At 72.2% G+C, this 19,953-nt stretch carries 25 protein-coding genes; 12 read left to right on the top strand and 13 right to left on the bottom strand.

The annotated features are described in order from the left end of the window. Window positions 1-44: 44 nt before the first annotated feature. Together AB0A69_RS08800 and AB0A69_RS08795 are read right to left on the bottom strand one after the other, a co-directional pair. Window positions 45-725, bottom strand: a complete 681-nt coding sequence (locus tag AB0A69_RS08800; protein ID WP_361417114.1) for a response regulator transcription factor — start codon at window positions 723-725, stop codon at window positions 45-47. Continuing rightward, entirely contained in the window at window positions 722-1,960 is a 1,239-nt protein-coding gene (locus AB0A69_RS08795; RefSeq protein ID WP_361417111.1) for an ATP-binding protein, read from the bottom strand. Before AB0A69_RS08795 ends, AB0A69_RS08800 begins: the two co-directional genes overlap by 4 nt. Before the next feature lie 201 nt (window positions 1,961-2,161). Between AB0A69_RS08795 and phoU the strand changes: the two genes are divergently transcribed. After that, the gene (gene phoU, locus AB0A69_RS08790; RefSeq protein WP_361417108.1) at window positions 2,162-2,842 is read left to right on the top strand and encodes a phosphate signaling complex protein PhoU; all 681 of its coding nucleotides are present in this window, start codon (window positions 2,162-2,164) and stop codon (window positions 2,840-2,842) included. Window positions 2,843-2,960: 118 nt separating this feature from the next. After that, window positions 2,961-3,113 carry a hypothetical protein gene (locus AB0A69_RS08785; protein ID WP_355355655.1) on the top strand — a complete coding sequence of 51 codons (153 nt, stop codon included), beginning with the start codon at window positions 2,961-2,963 and terminating at the stop codon, window positions 3,111-3,113. A 46-nt stretch (window positions 3,114-3,159) separates the two neighbouring features. Here the strand turns inward: AB0A69_RS08785 and AB0A69_RS08780 are convergent, their stop codons facing one another. From AB0A69_RS08780 to AB0A69_RS08770, 3 genes are all read right to left on the bottom strand, one after another. Then, the gene (locus AB0A69_RS08780) at window positions 3,160-3,435 is read right to left on the bottom strand and encodes a hypothetical protein (protein ID WP_361417105.1); all 276 of its coding nucleotides are present in this window, start codon (window positions 3,433-3,435) and stop codon (window positions 3,160-3,162) included. A gap of 5 nt (window positions 3,436-3,440) precedes the next feature. Next, a complete protein-coding gene (locus tag AB0A69_RS08775; RefSeq protein ID WP_361417102.1) occupies window positions 3,441-3,704 on the bottom strand; it encodes a hypothetical protein in 264 nt (87 codons plus the stop codon). 187 nt (window positions 3,705-3,891) lie between these two features. After that, window positions 3,892-4,650 (bottom strand): phosphoglyceromutase, encoded by a 759-nt coding sequence (locus AB0A69_RS08770; RefSeq protein WP_361417099.1) that lies wholly within the window; start codon window positions 4,648-4,650, stop codon window positions 3,892-3,894. Between the two features lie 157 nt (window positions 4,651-4,807). Between AB0A69_RS08770 and AB0A69_RS08765 the strand changes: the two genes are divergently transcribed. Continuing rightward, window positions 4,808-6,139 carry an MFS transporter gene (locus AB0A69_RS08765; RefSeq protein WP_361417096.1) on the top strand — a complete coding sequence of 444 codons (1,332 nt, stop codon included), beginning with the start codon at window positions 4,808-4,810 and terminating at the stop codon, window positions 6,137-6,139. A 28-nt stretch (window positions 6,140-6,167) separates the two neighbouring features. Here the strand turns inward: AB0A69_RS08765 and AB0A69_RS08760 are convergent, their stop codons facing one another. Together AB0A69_RS08760 and mshA are read right to left on the bottom strand one after the other, a co-directional pair. Then, window positions 6,168-6,677, bottom strand: a complete 510-nt coding sequence (locus tag AB0A69_RS08760; RefSeq protein WP_361417093.1) for a YbjN domain-containing protein — start codon at window positions 6,675-6,677, stop codon at window positions 6,168-6,170. Continuing rightward, complete coding sequence (gene mshA / locus AB0A69_RS08755) at window positions 6,670-8,019, bottom strand: D-inositol-3-phosphate glycosyltransferase (protein ID WP_361417090.1); 1,350 nt, start codon at window positions 8,017-8,019, stop codon at window positions 6,670-6,672. Before mshA ends, AB0A69_RS08760 begins: the two co-directional genes overlap by 8 nt. 128 nt (window positions 8,020-8,147) lie before the next feature. Here mshA and AB0A69_RS08750 point away from each other — a divergent pair, with 128 nt between their 5' ends. The 3 genes from AB0A69_RS08750 to AB0A69_RS08740 all read left to right on the top strand — a co-directional run bounded on the left by AB0A69_RS08750 (window position 8,148) and on the right by AB0A69_RS08740 (window position 11,600). Then, the gene (locus AB0A69_RS08750; RefSeq protein WP_361417087.1) at window positions 8,148-8,948 is read left to right on the top strand and encodes a class I SAM-dependent methyltransferase; all 801 of its coding nucleotides are present in this window, start codon (window positions 8,148-8,150) and stop codon (window positions 8,946-8,948) included. Between the two features lie 115 nt (window positions 8,949-9,063). Beyond that, window positions 9,064-10,116 (top strand): NlpC/P60 family protein, encoded by a 1,053-nt coding sequence (locus AB0A69_RS08745; protein ID WP_361417084.1) that lies wholly within the window; start codon window positions 9,064-9,066, stop codon window positions 10,114-10,116. Between the two features lie 206 nt (window positions 10,117-10,322). Then, window positions 10,323-11,600: a fused response regulator/phosphatase gene (locus AB0A69_RS08740; protein ID WP_361417081.1), complete on the top strand. Its 1,278-nt coding sequence runs from the start codon at window positions 10,323-10,325 to the stop codon at window positions 11,598-11,600. Window positions 11,601-11,613: 13 nt separating this feature from the next. On the opposite strand, the gene AB0A69_RS08735 is transcribed toward AB0A69_RS08740, so the two are convergent. From AB0A69_RS08735 to AB0A69_RS08725, 3 genes are all read right to left on the bottom strand, one after another. Next, the gene (locus AB0A69_RS08735) at window positions 11,614-11,949 is read right to left on the bottom strand and encodes a DUF2516 family protein (RefSeq protein ID WP_361417078.1); all 336 of its coding nucleotides are present in this window, start codon (window positions 11,947-11,949) and stop codon (window positions 11,614-11,616) included. A gap of 162 nt (window positions 11,950-12,111) precedes the next feature. After that, complete coding sequence (locus AB0A69_RS08730; protein WP_361417075.1) at window positions 12,112-12,702, bottom strand: hypothetical protein; 591 nt, start codon at window positions 12,700-12,702, stop codon at window positions 12,112-12,114. 27 nt (window positions 12,703-12,729) lie between these two features. Continuing rightward, window positions 12,730-13,116: a helix-turn-helix transcriptional regulator gene (locus AB0A69_RS08725; RefSeq protein WP_361417072.1), complete on the bottom strand. Its 387-nt coding sequence runs from the start codon at window positions 13,114-13,116 to the stop codon at window positions 12,730-12,732. A gap of 282 nt (window positions 13,117-13,398) precedes the next feature. On the opposite strand from AB0A69_RS08725, the gene AB0A69_RS08720 reads away from it, so the two are divergent. Then, window positions 13,399-14,478: a MerR family transcriptional regulator gene (locus AB0A69_RS08720; RefSeq protein ID WP_361417069.1), complete on the top strand. Its 1,080-nt coding sequence runs from the start codon at window positions 13,399-13,401 to the stop codon at window positions 14,476-14,478. 171 nt (window positions 14,479-14,649) lie between these two features. After that, complete coding sequence (locus AB0A69_RS08715; protein WP_361417066.1) at window positions 14,650-15,132, top strand: DUF6193 family natural product biosynthesis protein; 483 nt, start codon at window positions 14,650-14,652, stop codon at window positions 15,130-15,132. Window positions 15,133-15,147: 15 nt separating this feature from the next. Here the strand turns inward: AB0A69_RS08715 and AB0A69_RS08710 are convergent, their stop codons facing one another. Together AB0A69_RS08710 and AB0A69_RS08705 are read right to left on the bottom strand one after the other, a co-directional pair. After that, the gene (locus AB0A69_RS08710; RefSeq protein ID WP_361417063.1) at window positions 15,148-15,540 is read right to left on the bottom strand and encodes a hypothetical protein; all 393 of its coding nucleotides are present in this window, start codon (window positions 15,538-15,540) and stop codon (window positions 15,148-15,150) included. An 88-nt stretch (window positions 15,541-15,628) separates the two neighbouring features. After that, the gene (locus AB0A69_RS08705; protein ID WP_361417060.1) at window positions 15,629-15,808 is read right to left on the bottom strand and encodes a hypothetical protein; all 180 of its coding nucleotides are present in this window, start codon (window positions 15,806-15,808) and stop codon (window positions 15,629-15,631) included. Window positions 15,809-16,559: 751 nt separating this feature from the next. On the opposite strand from AB0A69_RS08705, the gene AB0A69_RS08700 reads away from it, so the two are divergent. Together AB0A69_RS08700 and AB0A69_RS08695 are read left to right on the top strand one after the other, a co-directional pair. After that, window positions 16,560-16,838, top strand: a complete 279-nt coding sequence (locus AB0A69_RS08700; RefSeq protein ID WP_361418394.1) for a hypothetical protein — start codon at window positions 16,560-16,562, stop codon at window positions 16,836-16,838. Between the two features lie 55 nt (window positions 16,839-16,893). Continuing rightward, a complete protein-coding gene (locus AB0A69_RS08695; protein WP_361417058.1) occupies window positions 16,894-17,502 on the top strand; it encodes a DUF6461 domain-containing protein in 609 nt (202 codons plus the stop codon). Window positions 17,503-17,529: 27 nt separating this feature from the next. Here AB0A69_RS08695 and AB0A69_RS08690 read toward each other — a convergent pair whose 3' ends face one another. Then, window positions 17,530-18,687, bottom strand: coding sequence for a MalY/PatB family protein (locus AB0A69_RS08690; RefSeq protein WP_361417055.1), 1,158 nt, complete (start codon window positions 18,685-18,687; stop codon window positions 17,530-17,532). A 179-nt stretch (window positions 18,688-18,866) separates the two neighbouring features. Between AB0A69_RS08690 and AB0A69_RS08685 the strand changes: the two genes are divergently transcribed. Both AB0A69_RS08685 and AB0A69_RS08680 read left to right on the top strand, forming a co-directional pair. Next, complete coding sequence (locus tag AB0A69_RS08685; protein ID WP_361417052.1) at window positions 18,867-19,274, top strand: PPOX class F420-dependent oxidoreductase; 408 nt, start codon at window positions 18,867-18,869, stop codon at window positions 19,272-19,274. A 136-nt stretch (window positions 19,275-19,410) separates the two neighbouring features. Continuing rightward, a complete protein-coding gene (locus tag AB0A69_RS08680) occupies window positions 19,411-19,893 on the top strand; it encodes a MarR family winged helix-turn-helix transcriptional regulator (protein WP_361417049.1) in 483 nt (160 codons plus the stop codon). Window positions 19,894-19,953 lie beyond the last annotated feature (60 nt).

Genomic DNA, 19,953 nt, shown 5'->3' with positions numbered 1-19,953 from the left:
TTCCGGTGGGGCGCCCCTCGTACGCGTACGCCGGGCGGGCGGGCCTACGGCTCGAACTTGTAGCCCAGCCCCCGGACCGTGACCAGGTAGCGCGGCGCGCCCGGGTCCGGCTCGATCTTGGCGCGGAGCCGCTTGACGTGGACGTCGAGGGTCTTGGTGTCACCGACGTAGTCCGCGCCCCACACCCGGTCGATCAGCTGCATGCGCGTGAGGACGCGGCCCGCGTTGCGCAGCAGCATCTCCAGCAGGTCGAACTCCTTCAGCGGCAGGTCGACCTTGGCGCCGGAGACCGTGACGACGTGGCGGTCCACGTCCATCCGTACCGGCCCCGCCTCCAGGGCGGCCGGGGCGACCTCCTCCGGCTCGCCGCGGCGGCGGAGCACCGCGCGGATGCGGGCGACCAGCTCCCGGGAGGAGAAGGGCTTGGTGACGTAGTCGTCCGCCCCTATCTCCAGGCCCACGACCTTGTCGATCTCGCTGTCCTTGGCCGTGACCATGATGACGGGCACGTTCGAGCGGCCGCGCAGCTGGCGGCAGACCTCCGTGCCCGGCAGGCCGGGCAGCATGAGGTCGAGCAGGACGAGGTCGGCGCCGTTGCGCTCGAACTCGTCGAGCCCCTCGGGCCCGGTCGTCGCGACGGCGACTTCGAAGCCCTCCTTGCGGAGCATGTAGGACAGGGCGTCGCTGAAGGATTCCTCATCCTCGACGACAAGGACTCGGGTCACGGAAGGACCTCCGGGGCGGTGAGCGGTTCTGAGGTGGTCGCTGAGTCGTGATGCGGACGGCCGTGGGGCCGCCCGTTCTGCCGTACGGCGCCGGCCTCGGGGAGGCGCAGCGTGAAGGTGGAGCCCTGTCCTTCGGTGCTCCAGACCGTGACCTCCCCGCCGTGCGAGGCGGCCACGTGCTTGACGATCGCCAGGCCCAGGCCCGTACCACCGGTGGCACGGGAGCGGGCGGGGTCGACGCGGTAGAAGCGCTCGAAGATGCGCTCCTTGTCCTTGTCGGGGATGCCGATGCCCTGGTCCGTGACGGCGATCTCTATCAGATCGCCCCCGGGGGCGGCGACGCGGCGGGCGGCGATGCCGACGCGTGTGTGGGCCGGGGAGTAGTTGACGGCGTTCTCGACGAGGTTGCCGAGGGCGGCGGCGAGCTGGCCGCGGTGGCCCCAGACGAAGAGGTCCTGGGTGCCGCCGGCGGCCATGGTGATCTGCTTGGTGGTGGCCGTGTGCCGGGAGCGGTCGACGGCCTCGGCGACGAGCTCGTCCACCCGGACGGGCTCGGCGTCCTCCAGCGGGTCGTCGTTCTGCACCCGGGAGAGGTCGATGAGCTCCTGGACGAGGTTGGTGAGGCGGGTCGCCTCGATCTGCATGCGCCCGGCGAAGCGCATGACCGCCTCGGGGTCGTCGGAGGCGTCCATGACGGCCTCCGAGAGCAGGGAGAGCGCCCCGACGGGGGTCTTGAGCTCGTGGCTGACGTTGGCGACGAAGTCGCGGCGTACGGCCTCGATGCGGCGGGCCTCGGTGAGGTCCTCGACCAGGAGCAGGACCAGCCGGGAGCCGAGGGGCGCGACGCGGGCGGAGACGGCGAGGGCCTCGCCGCGGCCGGTGCCGCGCCGGGGCAGGTCCAGCTCGACCTGGCGTATCTCGCCGTCGCGGCGGGTGTCGCGCGCCATGTGGAGCATCGGCTCGACGGCCAGCTTGCCGCCGCGGACCAGGCCGAGCGCGTACGCCGCGGAGCTGGCCTTGACGACGGAGTCGCTCTCGTCGAGCACGACCGCGGAGGAGCGGAGCACCGACAGCACGGTGTCCACGCCGGGCGGGAGCACCGCGTCGGTGTGCAGGGAGGTACGGGTGGGCCTGGCCTGGTCGCGCTCGCTCCAGCGGAACGCCAGCATGGCGATCACGCCGGTGCACGCCCCGGCGATCGCGGCCAATGCGGCAACCGCCGCGTTCACGTCCATGCGTCCAGGTTATGCGGGTGCTCGGACATGCTCCCAGCCATCCGTGTGGGTGCTCGAACAGTCGTCGCTCAGAGTTCACCGAGGGGAAAGTGACGGTTCACTTGGGAGGGAGGCCCCGGTCTTTTTCGGCTCGGACCGTGGGAGCGTAGGGGCCCGAGCCCACCCCGGACCCCTGAGGTTCGCACTGAGAGAGGGACATCCATGCGGGACGCGTACCACGAGGAACTGGACTCGATCGGCGAGGGCCTGGTCGAAATGGCCCGGCTGGTCGGGTCGGCGATCGGGCGCGCCACGACGGCGATGCTCGACGCGGACCTGAAGCTGGCGGAGGCCGTGATCGCGGCCGACCAGAAGGTCGACGACCTCCAGCACGACCTGGAGGCGCGGGCCATAGCCCTGCTGGCGCGCCAGCAGCCCGTCGCGACGGACCTGCGCATCGTGGTGACCTCGCTGCGGATGAGCGCGGACCTGGAGCGCTCCGGCGACCTCGCCCAGCACGTCGCCAAGCTGGCCCGCCTGCGCTTCCCGAACCGCGCGGTGCCGCGGGACCTGCACGCCACCATCCTGGAGATGGGCCAGCTGGCGCAGCGCCTGATGGCGAAGGCGGCGGAGGTCATCATCACCAAGGACGTCGACCTGGCGCTCCAACTGGAGCACGACGACGACGAGATGGACCGCCTGCACCGCACGCTCTTCCAGCACCTGATGGACGACCGCTGGAAGCACGGCATCGAGACGGCGGTCGACGTGACGCTGCTGGGCCGCTACTACGAGCGCTTCGCCGACCACGCGGTGTCGGTGGCCAAGCGCGTGGTGTACCTGGTGACGGGCGAGCACGCGGACGAGCTCCAGCAGGCGGAGGCCCCGGTCGAGGGGGCCTGACGGTCGCCTCCCCGTCGGGGACGGGCCTCTGTGCGCCGTTGATGCGCCCTGGCGGGTGGGCATGCAATGGGGAGAGGTGACGTACGCCTTCGAACGTACGCCTTTGAGGAGGGACCCCATGGCAGATTCCCCCGTGAGCGGCACCCAGCAGGAAGCAGCACCGGTCGAAGTGGTCCACCTGCCCGTCCTCGGCGCCTGCGGCTGCGGCTCGGGCTGCGGCTGCGGCTGCCAGTCGGGCGCGCCGTGCCAGTGCGGCGGCTGCTGCGGCTGAGCGGCCGGGCGTAGGCGCGGGCCCCGTCCGGGCGACCGGGCGGGGCTCAGCGCTGCCGGCCGTCGTCCTCGACCTCCAGCGTGTGGCGGGCGAGGCCGATGAAGGCGAGGTGCGCGTCCCGCAGTTCGACGAACGCGGCGTCGTAGGCGTGCCTGCGCTCGGGGCTGTCGTCGCCGATGAGCGCCTTGAGCAGCGGCTGCAGGCGGCGGCTCAGCTGCCGTACGTGCTCCGCGGCCTCGGAGACCTCGGCGGGGCCGTCGAGGCGCACCTCGTGGTTGGCCCGGTTCATGGCCGCGATGGCGGGCGCAGTGCGCTCGTACATCCGCGTCAGCAGGCGGTCCTTCGTCTCGCGGTCGCTCGCGGCGTGACGTCGTCGATCTGCCAGGTGATCTCGAAGAAGGCGTGCGCGCAGCCCATCATCTCCCGGTAGGTGGCGCGGCGCCGCTCCCGCTGTTCGCGCAGTGCCTCCGCCACCGCGACCGTCCGGGCCTGCCCCAGCGCGGCGCGCGAGGTCGCCCGCGCGGTGATGTAGCCGGCCGCGAGCGCGGTCAGCGCGGTGAGGACGCCGACCCACAGTCCGCTGTTCGCCATGGTGCGGAAGTCTGCCAGCGCCGCGGGGAGGTGGACAATGACAAGTCCCTTGCCGCCCCGGGGTCTTCAGGCCCCGGCCGTCGCCGCTTTCCGCGCTGTCGGAGGACGGGCCCGGGCGGCCCCCGCATAGCGACGAGCCCCCTGCCCACGGAGAAACCGCAGCAGGGGGCTCGTTCGCGGGCGCTTGTTACTTCTTGCCCTGGTTCTTGACCGCCTCGATGGCCGCCTTCGCCGCCTCCGGGTCGAGGTACGTGCCGCCCTTCGTGACCGGCTTGAAGTCGGCGTCGAGCTCGTACACGAGCGGGATGCCCGTCGGGATGTTCAGGCCCGCGATGTCGGTGTCCGAGATGCCGTCCAGGTGCTTGACCAGGGCGCGCAGGCTGTTGCCGTGGGCGGCGACGAGGACCGTGCGGCCGGCGAGGAGGTCCGGGACGATGCCGTCGTACCAGTACGGCAGCATGCGGACGACGACGTCCTTCAGGCACTCGGTGCGGGGGCGCAGCTCCGGCGGGATGGTGGCGTAGCGCGCGTCGCCCGCCTGCGAGAACTCGTTGTCGTCGGCGAGGACCGGCGGCGGGGTGTCGTACGAGCGGCGCCACAGCATGAACTGCTCCTCGCCGAACTCGGCGAGCGTCTGCGCCTTGTCCTTGCCCTGCAGCGCGCCGTAGTGCCGCTCGTTCAGGCGCCAGGAGCGGTGGACCGGGATCCAGTGGCGGTCGGCGGACTCCAGCGCCAGCTGCGCGGTGCGGATGGCGCGCTTCTGGAGGGAGGTGTGCACGACGTCGGGGAGCAGACCGGCGTCCTTGAGCAGCTCACCGCCGCGGACGGCCTCCTTCTCGCCCTTCTCGGTGAGGTTGACGTCCACCCAGCCGGTGAACAGGTTCTTCGCGTTCCATTCGCTCTCGCCGTGGCGGAGGAGGATCAGCTTGTACGGTGCGTCGGCCATGCGTACGAGATTAATGGACGCCGCTGACGGTTGACGGCTGGCGTCAATTCAGTGGCTCGGCGGAGCGACCCGCTTGTAAGTTGCGCTCAGTATCTCGGGCGTTTACAGGGGAGTACACGTGTCCACAGCCTCACTCCGGCAGTCCCTCCGCGGAACCGTGTCGGGGCTACCCCCCGGCTTCTGGTGGCTGTGGACCTCGACGCTGGTGAACCGCACCGGTGCCTTCGTCCTCACCTTCCTCTCCCTCTACCTCACCCAGGAGCTGGGCTTCTCCGCCTGGTACGCGGGCCTCGTCGTCGCCCTCCACGGGCTCGGCGGCATCGCCGGGGCCCCGCTCGGCGGCATGCTCAGCGACCGGTGGGGGCGACGGCCGACCATGGTCACCGGCCACCTCGCCGCCGCCGCGGGCGCCGCGGCGCTGGCCTTCGTCACCAGCACCTGGGGCGTCGCCGTCGTGGTGCTCCTGATGGGCGTGGCCATGCAGTCCGTACGGCCCGCCATCGGCGCGACCATCGCCGACCAGGTGCCCGAGCACGACCGCCGGCGCGCGTACGCCCTCAACTACTGGGCGCTGAACCTCGGCTTCGCCATCGCCGCGATCGGCGGCGGCGCCGCGATCTTCCTCGGCTACCGGACCCTGTTCCTGGTCGACGCGGCCGCGACCGCACTGTGTGCGCTCATCGTCTTCCTGCGGCTGCCGGAGACGCGGCCGACGGCGCCGGCGGCCGGCAGTGCCTCCGCGAAGGAGGGCGCCGCCGACGAGCAGCGGATCTCCATGCTGGACGTGCTGCGCGACGGACCCTTCCGGACGCTGGTGCTGCTCAACCTGCTCGTCTGCACCGTCTTCTCCGTCCCGTGGGTCGGCCTGCCGCTCACCATGGCCCAGGAGGGCTTGGAGCCGGACGCGTACGGTGTGGTCATCGCCGTCAACGGTGTCGTCATCGTCGGTTTCCAGCTGCTCGTCAACAAGGTCACCGAGAAGCGGTCGCCGGTCGCCCTCCTCACCGTCTCGTCGCTCCTCTTCGCGGTGGGTACGGGCGCGACCGCGCTGGCCGGTACGCCGCTGCTCTTCGCCGCGACCGTGGTGGTGTGGACGATCGGCGAGATGGTGCACGTGCCGACCAACGCCGCCGCGACCGCCCGGCTCGCCCCGGCGCACGCCCGTGGCCGGTACCAGGGCGTCATGGGCATGTCCTGGTCGCTGGGCGGGTTCATCGCGCCGATCGTGGCCGGCTGGGTCATCAGCGGCCCCGGCCCGGACGTCCTGTGGCTGGGCTGCGCAGTGGTCGGCACCACGGCCGCCGCCGGGTACGCGCTGCTGCTGCGGCGGGCGCTGGCGGCGGAAGCGGCCGCGGTCGAGGCGGCGGAAGCCGCCGCCGTCGAGGCCGCCGAAGCGGCTGCGGTCGAAGCGGCTGCCGCCACCGAGGCGGCTCGGGTGGCGGAGGCCGCGGGCCCCGCGCGGGACCGGAAGCCCGAAGTGAGCGCCTAGGGACGGCCGGTGGGACATCGGACGCGGGCTACGACCCCGACCGAGGGGTCGTCAGGTGCGTGAACGCCGCCAGGTTCCGCGTCGACTCGCCGCGCGCGACGCGCCACTCGTACTCCTTGCGGATGGCCGTCGCGAACCCCTTCTCCAGCAGCGTGTTGAACGCCCCGTCCGCCGCCTCCAGCACCGAGCCCAGCAGCCGGTCCAGCTCCTCCGGAGTGACGGCGGCGAGCGGCAGCTTGCCGGTCAGGTAGATGTCGCCGAGGCCGTCCACCGCGTAACTCACGCCGTACAGCTTGAGGTTGCGCTCCAGCAGCCAGCGGTGGACGGCCGCCTCGTTCTCGTCGGGGTGGCGGATCACGAAGGCGTTGAGGGAGAGGGAGTGGTTGCCGACCCGCAGGGAGACGGTCGTGGAGAGCTTCTTCGTGCCGGGGAGCGTGACGACGTACGTGCCGGTGGCCGGGGACTCCCAGGTCAGCCCGGCGTCGTCCAGCGCGGTCTCGATCGTGTGCCGTGCGTCTGCGTGCGCTGCGTCAGCCATGGTGGGAGCGTACGTGACGCCGGTGCTCGTGCAGGGCGGCCGTGTACACGTCGGCCGTCGCCGCCGCCGCCGTGTCCCAGCCGAAGGAGCTCGCGTGGCGCGCCGCCGCCTCGCCCAGGCGGGCGGTGAGCGCCGGGTCGTCGGCGAGGCGGTGCAGGACGTGCGCGTACGCCGCCGGGTCGTGGCCCCGCACCAGGAAGCCGGTCTCGCCGTCCCGCACGGCCACCGGCAGGCCGCCGACGGCCGCCGCGACGACCGGGGTGCCGGCCGCCTGCGCCTCGATGGCGACGAGCCCGAAGGACTCGCTGTACGAGGGCATGACCAGCACGGACGCCGCCCGGAACCAGTCGGCGAGCCGCTCCTGCCCGACCGGCGGGTGGAAGCGGACGACGTCGGCGATGCCGAGCCGCGCGGCGAGCTTCTGCAGGCCCTCGGGCTTGGCCAGGCCGCTGCCGCTGGGCCCGCCGACCACCGGGATGATCATGCGGGCGCGCAGGGAGGGGTCCCGCTCCAGCATCCGGGCCGCCGCGCGCAGCAGGATGTCCGGCGCCTTGAGCGGCTGTATGCGCCCGGCGAAGACGGGGACGAAGGCGTCGGCGGGCAGCCCGAGCCGGGCGCGGGCGGCGGCGCGGCCGTCGGCGGGCCGGAAGCGGTCGAGGTTCACGCCGGGGTGGACGACGGCGACCTTGGCGGGGTCGGCCTCGTAGAAGCGGCTGAGCTCGTCGGCCTCGCCCGCGGTGTTGGCTATCAGCCGGTCGGCGGCGCGCACGATCTGCGTCTCGCCGATCACGCGGGCGGCGGGCTCGGGGGTGTCGCCCTCGGCGAGTGAGGCGTTCTTGACCTTGGCCATGGTGTGCATGGCGTGGACGAGCGGGACGCCCCAGCGTTGGGCGGCGAGCCAGCCGACATGGCCGGAGAGCCAGTAGTGGGAGTGGACGAGGTCGTAGTGGCCGGGCCGGTGCCGGGCCCAGGCCTGCATCACGCCGTGTGTGAAGGCGCACAGCTGGGCCGGCAGCTCCTCCTTGGCGAGCCCCTCGTACGGACCGGCGTCCACGTGCCGGACGAGGACGCCGGGGGTGAGCTCGACGGCCGGGGGCAGGCCGCCGGCGGTGGCGCGCGTGAAGATCTCGACCTCGATGTTGATCGCGGCGAGGCGCCTGGCGAGCTCGACGATGTAGACGTTCATGCCGCCCGCGTCGCCGGTGCCGGGCTGGTGCAGCGGTGAGGTGTGGACGCTGAGCATGGCGATCCGGCGAGGCGTCCGGGGCCGGCCGGGCAGCCGGAGCCGGGACGGCGTGGCGGCCGCCAGGGTGCCGGCGAACCGGGACACGTACTGGCTCACGTCGGCGTCCTTCCGCAGTCCTTCAGACATGACAAAAGGAGGATGCGCGGGTCGATCCTCTCTCCCGCGCTCAACAGCGGAATACGCCCTTTCATTTCCGGTTTGCCAAATCATTTACCCTCGATCGCATGGCCCCGCGCATCACCCGCCCCGTGGGCACCACCACACGCGGGACCACCCACCCGAACCGCCTGCGCCGCATGGACCGCTGGATCGCGGCCGTCCACGGCCCCGCGCTGCTGCGCGCCGCCGCCGCCCCGGTCGCGGTGGACCTCGGGTACGGGGCCGCGCCGTGGACCGCCGTCGAGCTGCTGGCCCGGCTGCGCACCGCCGACCCCCGCGCCCGGGTCGTCGGCGTCGAGATCGAGCCCGCGCGGGTCGCGGCCGCCCAGCCGTACGCGCGCGAGGGCCTCACCTTCGTCCACGGCGGCTTCGAGGTCCCGGTGGACGGCGCCCCGGCGCTGATCCGGGCCGCGAACGTGCTGCGCCAGTACGACGAGGGCGAGGTCGCCGCCGTGTGGGAGCGGCTGTGCGCGCGGCTGGCGCCCGGGGGGCTGCTGGTGGAGGGGACCTGCGACGAGATCGGGCGGCGGCACGTGTGGGTGGCGCTCGGGCCCGAGGGGCCGCGCACCGTGACGTTCGCCACGCGGCTGGGGTCCCTGGAGCGCCCGTCGGACCTGGCCGAACGGCTGCCGAAGGCGCTGATCCACCGCAATGTGCCGGGCGAGCGGGTGCACGCCTTCCTGCGGGACTTCGACCGGGCGTGGGCGGCGGCGTCGCCGTACGCCTCGCTGGGGGCCCGGCAGCGGTGGATCGCGACGGCGCGGGCGCTGGCGGAGGACTGGCCGCTGGCGGACGGGCGGCGGCGGTGGCGGCAGGGGGAGCTCACGGTGGAGTGGTCGGCGCTGGCGCCCGGGGGCGGCTCGTAGCCGTGTGGGGCCGGGGGGCAAACCCCCTGTTACTTTGCCGTACGGCATGGCACCATCGCGGAGTCCGCGAAAAGTTACTGACGGTAAATCAGGTGCCGGGCCAGAGGGGGATTCCGTGAACCGACGCCGTTGCGTCACCGCCGCGATCACGTTGGTCTGCGCCCTGACGGTGCTCGCCTCACCCTCGTACACCTCATCCGCGTACGCCGCGCCCACCCCGCCGCCGGAGCCGCGCCGGAGCCTCGAAGAGGTACGCGCGGAGATCGACGGCCTCTACCGGCAGGCCGCCTCCGCCACCGACGCGTACAACCTCGCCGAGGAGCGGGCGCGGAAGCAGTCGGCCGAGGTCGTACGGCTCGCGCAGGCGATCGTCGACGGCCAGGCCCGGATCGACGACCTGAAGAGGCGGGCCGGCGCGGCCGCCCGCGCCCAGTACCGCAACGGCGGCATACCGGACGAGGCGAGGTTCGTCCTCGCCAACGACCCGCGGCGCTTCCTCGACGGCGCCGGGCGCCTCCAGCAGGGCCAGAAGGCCACGCAGGACCTCCTCGGCGAACTGAGCCGCGCCCAGACCGACTTGGAGACGTACACCGCCGACGCCAGCACCGAGTGGACCCGGCTGGAGAGCCACCGCACCCAGCAGGCGAAGGCCAAGAAGGACATCGAGTCCAAGATCGCCGCGGCCGAGAAACTGGAGTCGCAGCTGGAGGCCGAGGAGCGCGAGCGGCTGCTGCTGCTGGAGCAGCAGGAGCAGTCGCGGGCGCAGACGGCGTGGCTGGGCTCCGGCGTGCTGAAGGGGGTCGACGGCAGCGCGAGCGCGCAGGGCAGGAAGGCGATCGAGTTCGCCACCGCCCAGATCGGCAAGCCGTACGTGTGGGGCGCGGAGGGCCCGGGGTCGTACGACTGCTCGGGCCTGACGCAGCGGGCGTGGGGCGCGGCCGGGAAGGCCATCCCGCGCACCTCCCAGGAGCAGTGGCGGCTGCTGCCGCGCATCGACATCAGGGACATGCGGGCGGGCGACCTGATCATCTACCACGCCGACGCGAGCCATGTGGGCATGTACGTCGGCGACGGGATGATCGTGCACGCGCCGCGCCCGGGGCGGAACGTGACGCTGGCCGGGGCGGGCTCGATGCGGATCCTCGGCGTCGTACGCCCGGACAAATAGCCTTTGTCGGATGTGACCCGCCCAACATCGGGCGCGTGATGTTCGTCATGGGCCGATGCCCAACTACCTCCCTCCGTACGGCATATGCCACCCGCTCTTCGCCGATCACCATTCCGTTCGGCCGTCGCGTACCGCTATGGTCCCGGCTGGTGGTGTGTCGACCGGCGCGCCACCGCGCCCTCGGGGGGAGGGAAGGAAACAGACCGATGCCCGTACCCGTACCGCGACAGAGGGTGGACTCAGGCCAGGCCGCGTCCGCCGCCGTCGCGGAAACCGCCGGGACCACGGACCTCAGCCTCACGCTCACGCTCCTGGTGATCGAGGACGACCCGGCGGGCGCCTTCACCGTCCCGGAGCTGGTGGACGCCTCCGGCACCCGGGTCCGCATACGCACCGCCCGCAACCTCACCGAGGCCGAACGGCTGCTCACCGACGACGTCCACTGCGTCCTCGTCGACCTCACGCTGCCGGCACCCCGGCAGGACGAGGCGGCCGACCGGCTCGCGGCGCTCCGCCACGTGCTGCGCCTCGCGCCGCGCCACGCCGTGCTGGCGCTGGCCACGTCCGGCGAGCCCGAGCTCGCCGCCGAGGCCGTACGCGCCGGGGCGCAGGACCACCTCTTCCGCGAGGAGCTCGACGGGCCGCTGCTCAGCCGGGCCATCCGGTACGCCGTCGAGCGCAAGCGCGCCGACTCGGCGCAGGTGAAGCTGGCCGAGTCGCGGCTGCGCGCGCAGGAGAACGCCCGCCTGGAGCGGGGCCTGCTGCCGACGCCGCTGCTGGAGGGCTCGGACCTGCGGTTCGCGGCCCGCTACCGGCCGGGGCGCTCGCGCGCGCTGCTCGGCGGCGACTTCTACGACACCGTGCGCACGCCCGACGGCACCGTGCACGCCATGATCGGTGACGTGTGCGGGCACGGGCCCGACGAGGCGGCGCTCGGCGTGGAGCTGCGGATCGCGTGGCGGGCGCTGACCTTCGCGGGGCTCTGCGGGGACGAGCTGCTGTCGACGCTCCAGCGGGTGCTGGAGCACGAGCGGGAGAACGACGAGATCTTCGCGACCCTGTGCACCGTGGACATCGCGCCCGACGGCCGCCGTGCCGGGCTGTGCCTGGCTGGTCACCCGTCGCCGCTGATCGCCCGCCGGGGCCGCGCGGCGCGGCTGCTGCCGTACGAGGACGGGGGCCCGGCCCTCGGCCTGCTGCCGCGCGCCCGCTGGCCGCGCCGGCAGGTGGAGCTGGGCGGCTCGTGGAGCCTGATGATGTACACCGACGGCCTGATCGAGGGCCGCTCGGCGGGGCCGGGCTCGCCCCGGCTGGGCCAGGACGGCATGCTCGCGATGATCAACGAGCAGCTGTCGTCGGGCCTGACGGGCGAGGCGCTGCTGGACGCCGCCGTGACGCGGGTCCGCGACCTGAACGGCGGCGAGCTGACGGACGACGTGGCGGTCCTGCTGCTGGCCCGCGACGCGCGCGTCGCGGACCACTAGTCGGGAGCCGGCGCTACCGGCCGCCGTTGTACGGCCCGTACGGCCCGTCGCTGCTGGAGCCGCCGCCGCGCCGGCCACCGCCCGACACCTGCTGGAGGGCGGGCCGTACGTCGACCATGAAGACGATCGACGCGACGAGCCCCGCCAGTTGGAGGAAGAGCCACGGCACGAGCAGGTTCACCGCGACCGTCACGCCGAGGAGGATCAGCCAGAAGGGCTTGGTCTGCTTGTCGGCGGCGCGGTAGGCGTCCTCGCGGGCCGTCGCCGCGAGGAAGAACGCGACGACCGCGATCACCAGGATCGCCAGGTAGATCAAGGAGAGGAACGACGTGAATCCCTCAATCAACATGCTGAGCACCGCCTCACCAGTGATGTAAGCCCCTCGGTCGTGTCCGCGACGTCCCGTCTGCCCGCCAGGTGGGCGGACGACACTCCTGTGCGGGCACTCCCTCGCCGCCAAGGTACTCCCACGAGCCCCGCCCCGCCGCGTGTGGCGGCGGGGCGGTGAGGGTCACTTCTCGGCCGGTGCCGTGGGCTTCTTCGCCGCGGGCTTGCGGGCGGCGGGGGCCTTCCTGGCGGGAGCGGTCCGCTGGGCGGCGGGCTTCTCCGCCGTGGCGGTCTTCGCCTCGGCCTTCGGCTCGGCCTTCGGCTCGCTCTTCGGTGCGGCGTCCGGCTCGACGGCCACGGCGATCTCGGTCAGCTCCTCGGCGGCCTCGCCGCGCCACTGCCGGACGGCCTGCTCGCCCTGCTCGGCGACCTTCTCGTACGCCTCCCTCGCCTTGATGGCGTACTCGGCGGCCACGCCGACGCTCCGCAGCGCCAGGTCCTGGGCGGTCTCGCCCAGCTTCTTCAGGTCCGGCTCGAGGGAGCCGAGCACCTCGCCCACCTTGGCCTGCACGGTGGCCTGCGCCTCCTTGGCCTGGGCGGCCACCTTCTCCTGTACGGCCTTGGGGTCGGTGTTGCGCACCGCGTCGATCCGCGCCGGCGCCTCGGCCTTGAGCTGCTCGATCAGACCGGGCACCTTCTTGGCCTGCTGCACGGCCAGGTTCGCCGTACCGGCGGCGAAGTAGAGGGGCGTACGGAGTTCTTCGATGATGGCCACTATGGATCCTCCGGGAACGCGGGTGGGTCAGACTTCGGGTGAGGCGCCGTCCTCGCTGGTGTCCGTATCGAGCCCGTTCTCCTTGCGGAACGAGTCGTAGATCTGGAGCAGCACCTGCTTCTGCCGCTCGTTGATCGACGGATCGGCGAGGATGACGGCGCGCGTCTCCAACTCCTCGCGCTCCCGCTCCTCCAGGATCCCGGCGCGTACGTACAGCGTCTCCGCGGAGATCCGCAGCGCCTTGGCGACCTGCTGGAGCACCTCCGCGCTCGGCTTGCGCAGCCCGCGCTCGATCTGGCTCAGATACGGATTGGACACCCCGGCGGCATCGGCGAGCTGCCGCAACGACAGCTGCGCGTTGCGCCGCTGCTCGCGCAGGTACTCACCGAGATTGCCGACGTTGAGCGATGCCATGGGTCGATGGTGCACCACCCCCGCTAACTTTTGCAAGCGAATGCTTGCAGGTGTGTCGCTCCCGGGGGGTAACCAGCTGTGACTGCCCGCGATAGTCGTCGCTTCGCAGTGCTGGTTGACAGAGAGCGGCAGGCGCCCAGCCTGCGCGGTGCTGGAGACACCAGTCGGGACTTGGGAATCGGGCTCGTGGCCTGGGTGAAGGCCGGTGGTTGACCTTCACCTTGGGGGAAGCCACAGCATCAGTGGGGCCGGGCAATGTGCTCGGCATGAGGAGGAACGAGCATGGGGTTGCTGACCATCGGGGCGTTCGCGAAGGCGTCCAGGCTGTCACCGAAGGCGCTGCGTCTTTACGACGAGCTCGGCCTGCTGACCCCCGCTCGCGTCGACCCGGTGACCGGCTACCGCCTCTACGGCCCGGAACAACTGGACCAGGCCCGACTGGTCGCCTGGCTCCGGCGCCTGGGGATGCCCCTCGCGCGGATCCAGCACGTCTGCACGCTGGAGGCGGGTCCGGCGGCCCTGGAGATCCGCGCGTTCTGGGCCCAGGTCGAGGCCGACACCGCCGCACGGCGGAACCTGGCCACCTTCCTCATCGACCACCTGTCCTGGAAGGACCCTGCCATGTCCCCGACCGCCAAGCCCCTGGGAATCCGTTACGCCGCCCGTTCCGACGCGGGCCTTGTCCGTCAAAGCAACCAGGACACCGCCTACGCCGGCTCCCGTCTACTCGCCGTCGCCGACGGCTACGGCGCCCAAGGGGCCCCTGCCAGCGCGGCCGCCGTCGACGCGCTCAAGCACCTGGAAACCGACAGCATCCCGGCGGGCAATCTCCTCGACGTCCTTGAAGACGCCGTCGAACAGGCCAAGCAGGCCGTTCAAGGCATCGCAGGAACCGGCTCTTCCCTCGAAGAGGCCGGCACGACGCTCACCGCGATGCTCTGGACCGGTTCACAGCTGGCCCTCGTCCACATCGGCGACTCCCGCGTCTACCTCCTGCGCGACGCGGAGCTGTTCCAGATCACCCACGACCACACCATGGTGCAGTCGATGGTCGACGAAGGACGCCTGAGCCCGGAAGAAGCCGCCTCCCACCCCCAGCGCTCGCTGCTAATACGAGCCCTGGGCCAAGGAGCCGACGCCACCCCCGACATGCGCCTCCACGACGCCCGACGGGGAGACCGGTACCTGCTCTGCTCCGACGGTCTGTCCACCATCGTGCCGACCGAAGAGATCCACCGGGTGCTCTCCGAGATCACCGAGCCCGAGCAGGCCGTCCGGAAGCTCATAGCCCTCGCCAAAAGCTCTGGTGGTCCTGACAACGTCAGCTGCGTGGTCGCCGACGTCCTGGAGCTCGAGCAGTAGGAGGGGCAGCATGCACCTCACCCTGCACCAGCTCCGTTCTCAAGAACTGATACGTGCGGCGGATGAGCACCGCCTCGCCCGCGAAACTCGGAAACGCGACACGACTTCCCGCACCGCTCCAACCGGCAGATCGTGGCCTACCCGCCTGCGACTCCTGGCCTGGATCCGGGGATGAAAGGAAAGGGGTTCTCGATCAGGCAACGGAGTATCGGCGCTCAGGTCCAAGCCGCTGCAGATCAGTGCATGGGTGCACGAGCGGCGGTGGTCGATCCGTGGCGAGGAGCCGTTCGAGGGGGCGGCCCTCATCGACGGAACGACGGACGACCTGGCGCAGCTCGCCACAGCCGCCCGGGCCTGGCACGACGGGGCATCGTTGGCCGGCATCCGCCGGGCAGCACCCTTCGTGCACCTCACCGGACGGTTCGAAGTACCCGACCGTTCACGAGCCACTGGGCGCTGCGCTTCTCGACCACCACACGCCCGGGCCTGAGCGTCGTGGGGCCCTGCCTGATGGCGAACGGCGACGGCACGTACGGAGTGAGCAGGGGTTTCGCCACGGCGGGCCTCGGCCGGTTCGCCACAGCGGACGAGGCCGTGGCGCTGGCGGTGCTCCACCTCCCCTCCGGTCTCGGGCCCGTCACGCTCGGCGCGTGACCCTGCCCCGAGGGGCTACCAGCCGGTGAGGTCGACCAGGCGGGAGCAGTGCGGGTCGTCGGCGTCCCCCGGGACCGCCCGCTCCCTCTCGTCGATCAGGGAGGGCAGGGCGGCGAGCAGCGCGGTCAGGGCGCCGGACGGACGTACGTCGGCGGCGACCACGTCGGTGTCGTCCTCGCGGTCCAGGTACAAGCGCATCCGGTCGGAGCCCTGGAGGAGGAAGCCGCGCAGGCGCGGGTCGGGCTGTTCTTCGGTCCAGGGGTAGGTGACGGTGCGCAGGACGGTGAAGGCGTCGTCGTACTCCCCCGGGCCGACGGGAGCGACCTGCGCCGGATCCACCCGGATGAGCGTCATGCCCATCACCGTGCCGACGCGGCTGCTGGAGAAGACCTGAGTGCCGGTGCTCAAGGCCCGGACGATGCCGAGGACGTCGTTCGGGCTCGCCGGCTCCTCAGGGCCGTCGCTGGCAGGCAGAGGGATCTCCCAGACCATCACGTCACCCGGGGGAGGTCACGCGTTGAGGGCCGGTGGCGATCCGGACCGCCGCGGTAGGGGGCGGCGCGGGGAGGACGCCGCGGATGAAGCAGCCGTCGGGCAAGGGGGCGTGGATGTGGTGGAGCAGCAGGCGGGCGATGTCCGCCTGCTGGGCCGCGATGTCCTCGTACGGGGGAGTCACGTCTCCAACGATGGCACCCACAGCGGGCATCGCGGCCGGGGGCGCGGCTGTCGGACCCCTGCGGTTGGATGGGCACGTGACCGTTCACGACGTCGTTCGCCGACTGCCCGAGATCGCCGCGCTTCGCGACCACTGCCGTGCCCTGGCGATGCTGGAAGCGATACTCAACCCCCGACGGGACGACCGGCACTACGCGTTCGACGCGCGCTGGTCGGCCGATGAGGAGACGGCCTCGATGCGCGACGGGTCCGGCGACGAGTTCTCCGTCGTCTTCTCGCCCGTCGGCGCCTGCATCCGCGGCTTCGCGCACGAATCGCGCATGAGCCCGTACGTCGAGGACAGGCCGTGGCCCGGCGTGCTGGATGACGTTCCGGACGTCTTCCGCCCCTGGGTCGAAGGGGCCGCTTTCACCGACGAGTACGGCATGCCCGTCGTCACCGTCTGCGCGTGGCGGAAGGCGGACGACAGGGCTTGGCAGGCGGGGGACATCGAATTCCCGCAGGACGGCCCGGATGATCCGGATGGCTCCGGCCGCCTGTTCCGGCTGCTTGTGGACCGGTCCCCGGAGGCGTTCCGGGACTTCGCCGAGGACTACTACGGGGTGCCCGTGCCGCTCCCGTCCGTCCGGCACGTGTTCGCCCTGCGGCCGCTCACCGGCGCGGTCGTCGCGGCCCTGAACCCCGGGGTCACCTTGTCCGACCTGGCCGGTGACATCGCGGAGATCGGCTACCCGGCGGCGGGGGACGGGGCTGTGGAGGCGCCGGAGAACGGCGACATCACCATCAGACTCAGCCCGGATGAGGCGCTGGTCCTCTCCGACTGGCTCGAGCGGGTGCAGATGACGGAGCTCAGCCGCCTCGTCGACGACACGGCGGTCTGGGCGCCGATCCACAGCATCGCCGGCACGCTCGACAAGGCGGTGCCCGAGATCTTCGCCTCGGACTACGTCGAGCGCCTGGAGGCGGCCCGCAGCAGGCTCCGCCGGCGCTGGGTGGGCGACGACACCGGTGACGACCTCCCGGAGGGGTGACCTGGACGCTCCAGCCGCTCCGGCGGTGTCAGTGGCGTGCGGCAGGATCTCCGGTATGACGACGACCGCTGCCGACTACGCCTGGTTCGAGGACCGTTTCCCCGATCTCGCGGAGGCCTACTGCTTCACCCTCGTGGAGAACCTCGCGCCCGCCGACGTACTCCACCGCCTGGACGGCCGGGAGGAGGCGCCCCTCACGGGAGCGGAGGCGGTCGGTGACGCGGCTTTCGCGTTGTTCAGCCGCACGGACGGCACACGGCAGCTCGTCGCCATGACGGCCCTCGGGTCGTGGACCCTGCTCATAGAACCGAACGGCTACCTCGGCGTCACCGAGGCGAGGGCGCTGCCCGCCTCCGCGGGGACCCGCTGGGTGTCGCACTTCGTCAACGTCAACGCGGTCGACGCGTTCCTGTGGGCCGAGGACGGCGTACGGCGCCTGTGGTTCGAGCCCCTGTTCCCCGACGAGCGGTGGGGCACCACGCCCGACGACCTCCTGGACGCCATGCACCGCATCGGCTTCCACTTCGGCGACGGCGACGCCCCGGAGCCCGACCTCTCCGGCCCGGCCGCGTTCGCCCTCGCCGAGCACCTGACCGGCGTCGCCCTCACGGCGGAGCTGCTGGAGGGGACGACGTTCACGTGCGGCAGCGTCGAGGTGCGGTGAGGCCGTCGCGCGTGCCGTGCGCCTCCGTCACGGCACCGCCTTCGCCATCCGCCTGACCGCCTCCGTCAGCAGGTCCGGGGACGTGGCCAGGTTCAGGCGGACGTGGCCCGCGCCGCCGGTGCCGAAGGGGAGGCCCGAGTTCAGGGCCACCCTGCCGCGGTCGAGGAACGCGGCGGCCGGGTCGTCGCCGAGGGGCAGGGCGCGGCAGTCGAGCCAGGCGAGGTAGGTGGCCTCGGCGGGGCGGTAGGTGACGGCGGGCAGGTGTTCGGCGAGCAGGTCCGCGAGCAGGCGGCGGTTGGCGGCGAGGCCCGTGTTGAGGGCGTCGAGCCAGTCGGTGGCCGAGCGCAACGCGGCGGTGTGGGACAGGACGCCGAGGTGACTCGGGCCGTGGCTCACCTCCTCCGGGAGGCGCGCGAGGTCGGCCGCGGCCGCCGGGCCGAAGAGGGCGATCGCCGCCTTGAGGCCCGCGAGGTTCCACGCCTTGGACGCCGACGTCAGGGCCATGGCGTTCTCGGCGCCCGGCACGCTCAGGTACGGCACGAAGGCGGCCCCCGGCTCCACCACCGGGGCGTGGATCTCGTCGACGACGACGCGCACGCCGTGGCGGTCGGCGAGCGCGGCGACCGTCGCGAGCTCGTCGGCGGTGTGCAGGGTGCCGGTCGGGTTGTGCGGGCTGCACAGCAGGTACGCGGCCCGCCTCCCGCCCGCCACCGCGCCCCGGAACGCCTCCTCCAGGGCGGCGAAGTCGATGCGCAGGTCCTCGCCCAGCGGCGCCTCCGCCACCCGTCGGCCCATGTGCTCGGCGAACGCGTAGAAGGGCGGGTACACGGGGCTGTTGACCACCACGGTGTCACCGGGCCCGGTGATCACCTTCAGCAGCTCGACCGCGCCCTGCATGACGTTGGCGACCAGCGCCGTACGCTCCACGGCGACGCCGTCCCAGCCCCATCGCCGCTCGGCGAAGTCCGCCAGCGCCTCGGCGTACCCCGTACCGGAGGCGTACCCGGTGTCGCCGAGCGCGACCGCGTCGCTGAGCGCCCGCGCGACCGGTTCGGCCAGCGGTACGTCCATCTCGGCCACCCACAACGGCAGCACGTCCTCGGGGTAGGTGCGCCATTTGGCGCTCGTGCGGCGGCGGAGCTGGTCGAGGGTGAGCCGGGTCAGGGGGTTGGGTGTGTCGGCCATGACACCACGGTAGGACGGCCCGCGCCGATCGGCCCCCGGTGAGAGCACATTGGGCCCGCCGGGCCGCCGGACGCGGTCGTGTTCGGCCGGACGCGGTCGTGCCCGGCCGGAATTCGGCGGCGGCGTACGGGTGTTGGGATCCACGGAGAAACCGCCGGACCCCGAAGGAGCATCCGAACGTGACAGCCAGCCTCTCGGACGAGCTGAAGACGTACATCGACGAGCAGAAGGTCTTCGCGACCGTCGCGACCATACTCCCCAACGGGCAGCCGCACCTGACGGTCGTCTGGATCAAGCGGGACGGCGAGGACCTCGTCTTCTCCACCACGGCGCAGCGCACGCAGGGCAGGAACCTCGCCCGTGACCCGCGGGTCACCGTGATGATCCACCCGCCCGAGAACCCGTACACCTACGCCGCCGTGCGCGGCACCGCCACCCTCACCCCGGACACCACGGGTGAGCTGGCGGACGAGCTGTCGCTCAAGTTCACGGGCCAGGACTTCGCCACGTTCATGGGCGGGAGCGCCCCCGACGGCGACCGGCTCACCGTGCGCGTGACGCCCGACAAGGTCACCGGCCACTTCTGAACCAGCCGGGCACCACGAGACGTTCGGTTTCGGAGCGAGCCGGGCACCACGAGACGTCCGGTTTCGGAGCGAGCCGGCCACCACGAGACGTCCGGTTTCGGATTATCCGGTACGGACCGAGTTGTACGCTGGCGGCATGACCGCCATGTCGCCAGCACGCACCGAACCCGACCTCTCCTACCTCCTCGACCACACCAGTCACGTCCTGCGCACCCGCATGTCGGCCGCCCTCGCCGAGATCGGCCTGACGGCCCGCATGCACTGCGTCCTGGTCCACGCCCTGGAGGAGGAGCGCACCCAGATCCAGCTGGCCGAGATCGGCGACATGGACAAGACGACGATGGTCGTGACGGTGGACGCCCTGGAGAAGGCCGGCCTCGCCGAGCGCCGGCCCTCCAGCCGCGACCGGCGCGCGCGGATCATCGCCGTCACCGAGGAGGGCGCGAAGGTCGCCCGGCAGAGCCAGGCCATCGTCGACCGCGTCCACGCGGAAGCCCTCACGTCGATCCCCGACGGGGACCGCGAGGTCCTGCTGCGCGCCCTGAACGGCCTGGTCAGCGGCCACCTGGCCGAACCGGTGGAGAGCCCGCGCCCGGCCCGGCGGGCCCGTCAGGCCTGACACGTCACCACACCCCCTCAAAAGCCGATCCCGAAACAGATCGTCTGTAACGAAACTATC

Source organism: Streptomyces sp. NPDC045431 (assembly GCF_040646655.1).
In the GTDB taxonomy this organism is placed as follows: Bacteria; Actinomycetota; Actinomycetes; order Streptomycetales; family Streptomycetaceae; genus Streptomyces.
Note: the sequence above shows the minus strand (reverse complement) of the source record. Positions and strands in the feature narration are given on the sequence as shown.

Excerpts from the sequence above, each read along its gene's own strand:
- AB0A69_RS08760 (WP_361417093.1), bottom strand. The coding sequence starts at position 6,677 with ATGGCTGACGCAGCGCACGCAGACGCACGGCACACGATCGAGACCGCG.
- AB0A69_RS08775 (WP_361417102.1), bottom strand. The coding sequence starts at position 3,704 with ATGGCGAACAGCGGACTGTGGGTCGGCGTCCTCACCGCGCTGACCGCG.
- AB0A69_RS08680 (WP_361417049.1), top strand. The coding sequence starts at position 19,411 with ATGACCGCCATGTCGCCAGCACGCACCGAACCCGACCTCTCCTACCTC.
- AB0A69_RS08740 (WP_361417081.1), top strand. The coding sequence starts at position 10,323 with ATGCCCGTACCCGTACCGCGACAGAGGGTGGACTCAGGCCAGGCCGCG.
- AB0A69_RS08750 (WP_361417087.1), top strand. The coding sequence starts at position 8,148 with ATGGCCCCGCGCATCACCCGCCCCGTGGGCACCACCACACGCGGGACC.
- AB0A69_RS08695 (WP_361417058.1), top strand. The coding sequence starts at position 16,894 with ATGACGACGACCGCTGCCGACTACGCCTGGTTCGAGGACCGTTTCCCC.
- AB0A69_RS08690 (WP_361417055.1), bottom strand. The coding sequence starts at position 18,687 with ATGGCCGACACACCCAACCCCCTGACCCGGCTCACCCTCGACCAGCTC.
- AB0A69_RS08720 (WP_361417069.1), top strand. The coding sequence starts at position 13,399 with ATGGGGTTGCTGACCATCGGGGCGTTCGCGAAGGCGTCCAGGCTGTCA.
- AB0A69_RS08780 (WP_361417105.1), bottom strand. The coding sequence starts at position 3,435 with ATGTACGAGCGCACTGCGCCCGCCATCGCGGCCATGAACCGGGCCAAC.
- phoU (WP_361417108.1), top strand. The coding sequence starts at position 2,162 with ATGCGGGACGCGTACCACGAGGAACTGGACTCGATCGGCGAGGGCCTG.
- AB0A69_RS08735 (WP_361417078.1), bottom strand. The coding sequence starts at position 11,949 with ATGTTGATTGAGGGATTCACGTCGTTCCTCTCCTTGATCTACCTGGCG.
- AB0A69_RS08725 (WP_361417072.1), bottom strand. The coding sequence starts at position 13,116 with ATGGCATCGCTCAACGTCGGCAATCTCGGTGAGTACCTGCGCGAGCAG.
- AB0A69_RS08795 (WP_361417111.1), bottom strand. The coding sequence starts at position 1,960 with ATGGACGTGAACGCGGCGGTTGCCGCATTGGCCGCGATCGCCGGGGCG.
- AB0A69_RS08770 (WP_361417099.1), bottom strand. The coding sequence starts at position 4,650 with ATGGCCGACGCACCGTACAAGCTGATCCTCCTCCGCCACGGCGAGAGC.
- AB0A69_RS08715 (WP_361417066.1), top strand. The coding sequence starts at position 14,650 with ATGAAAGGAAAGGGGTTCTCGATCAGGCAACGGAGTATCGGCGCTCAG.
- AB0A69_RS08785 (WP_355355655.1), top strand. The coding sequence starts at position 2,961 with ATGGCAGATTCCCCCGTGAGCGGCACCCAGCAGGAAGCAGCACCGGTC.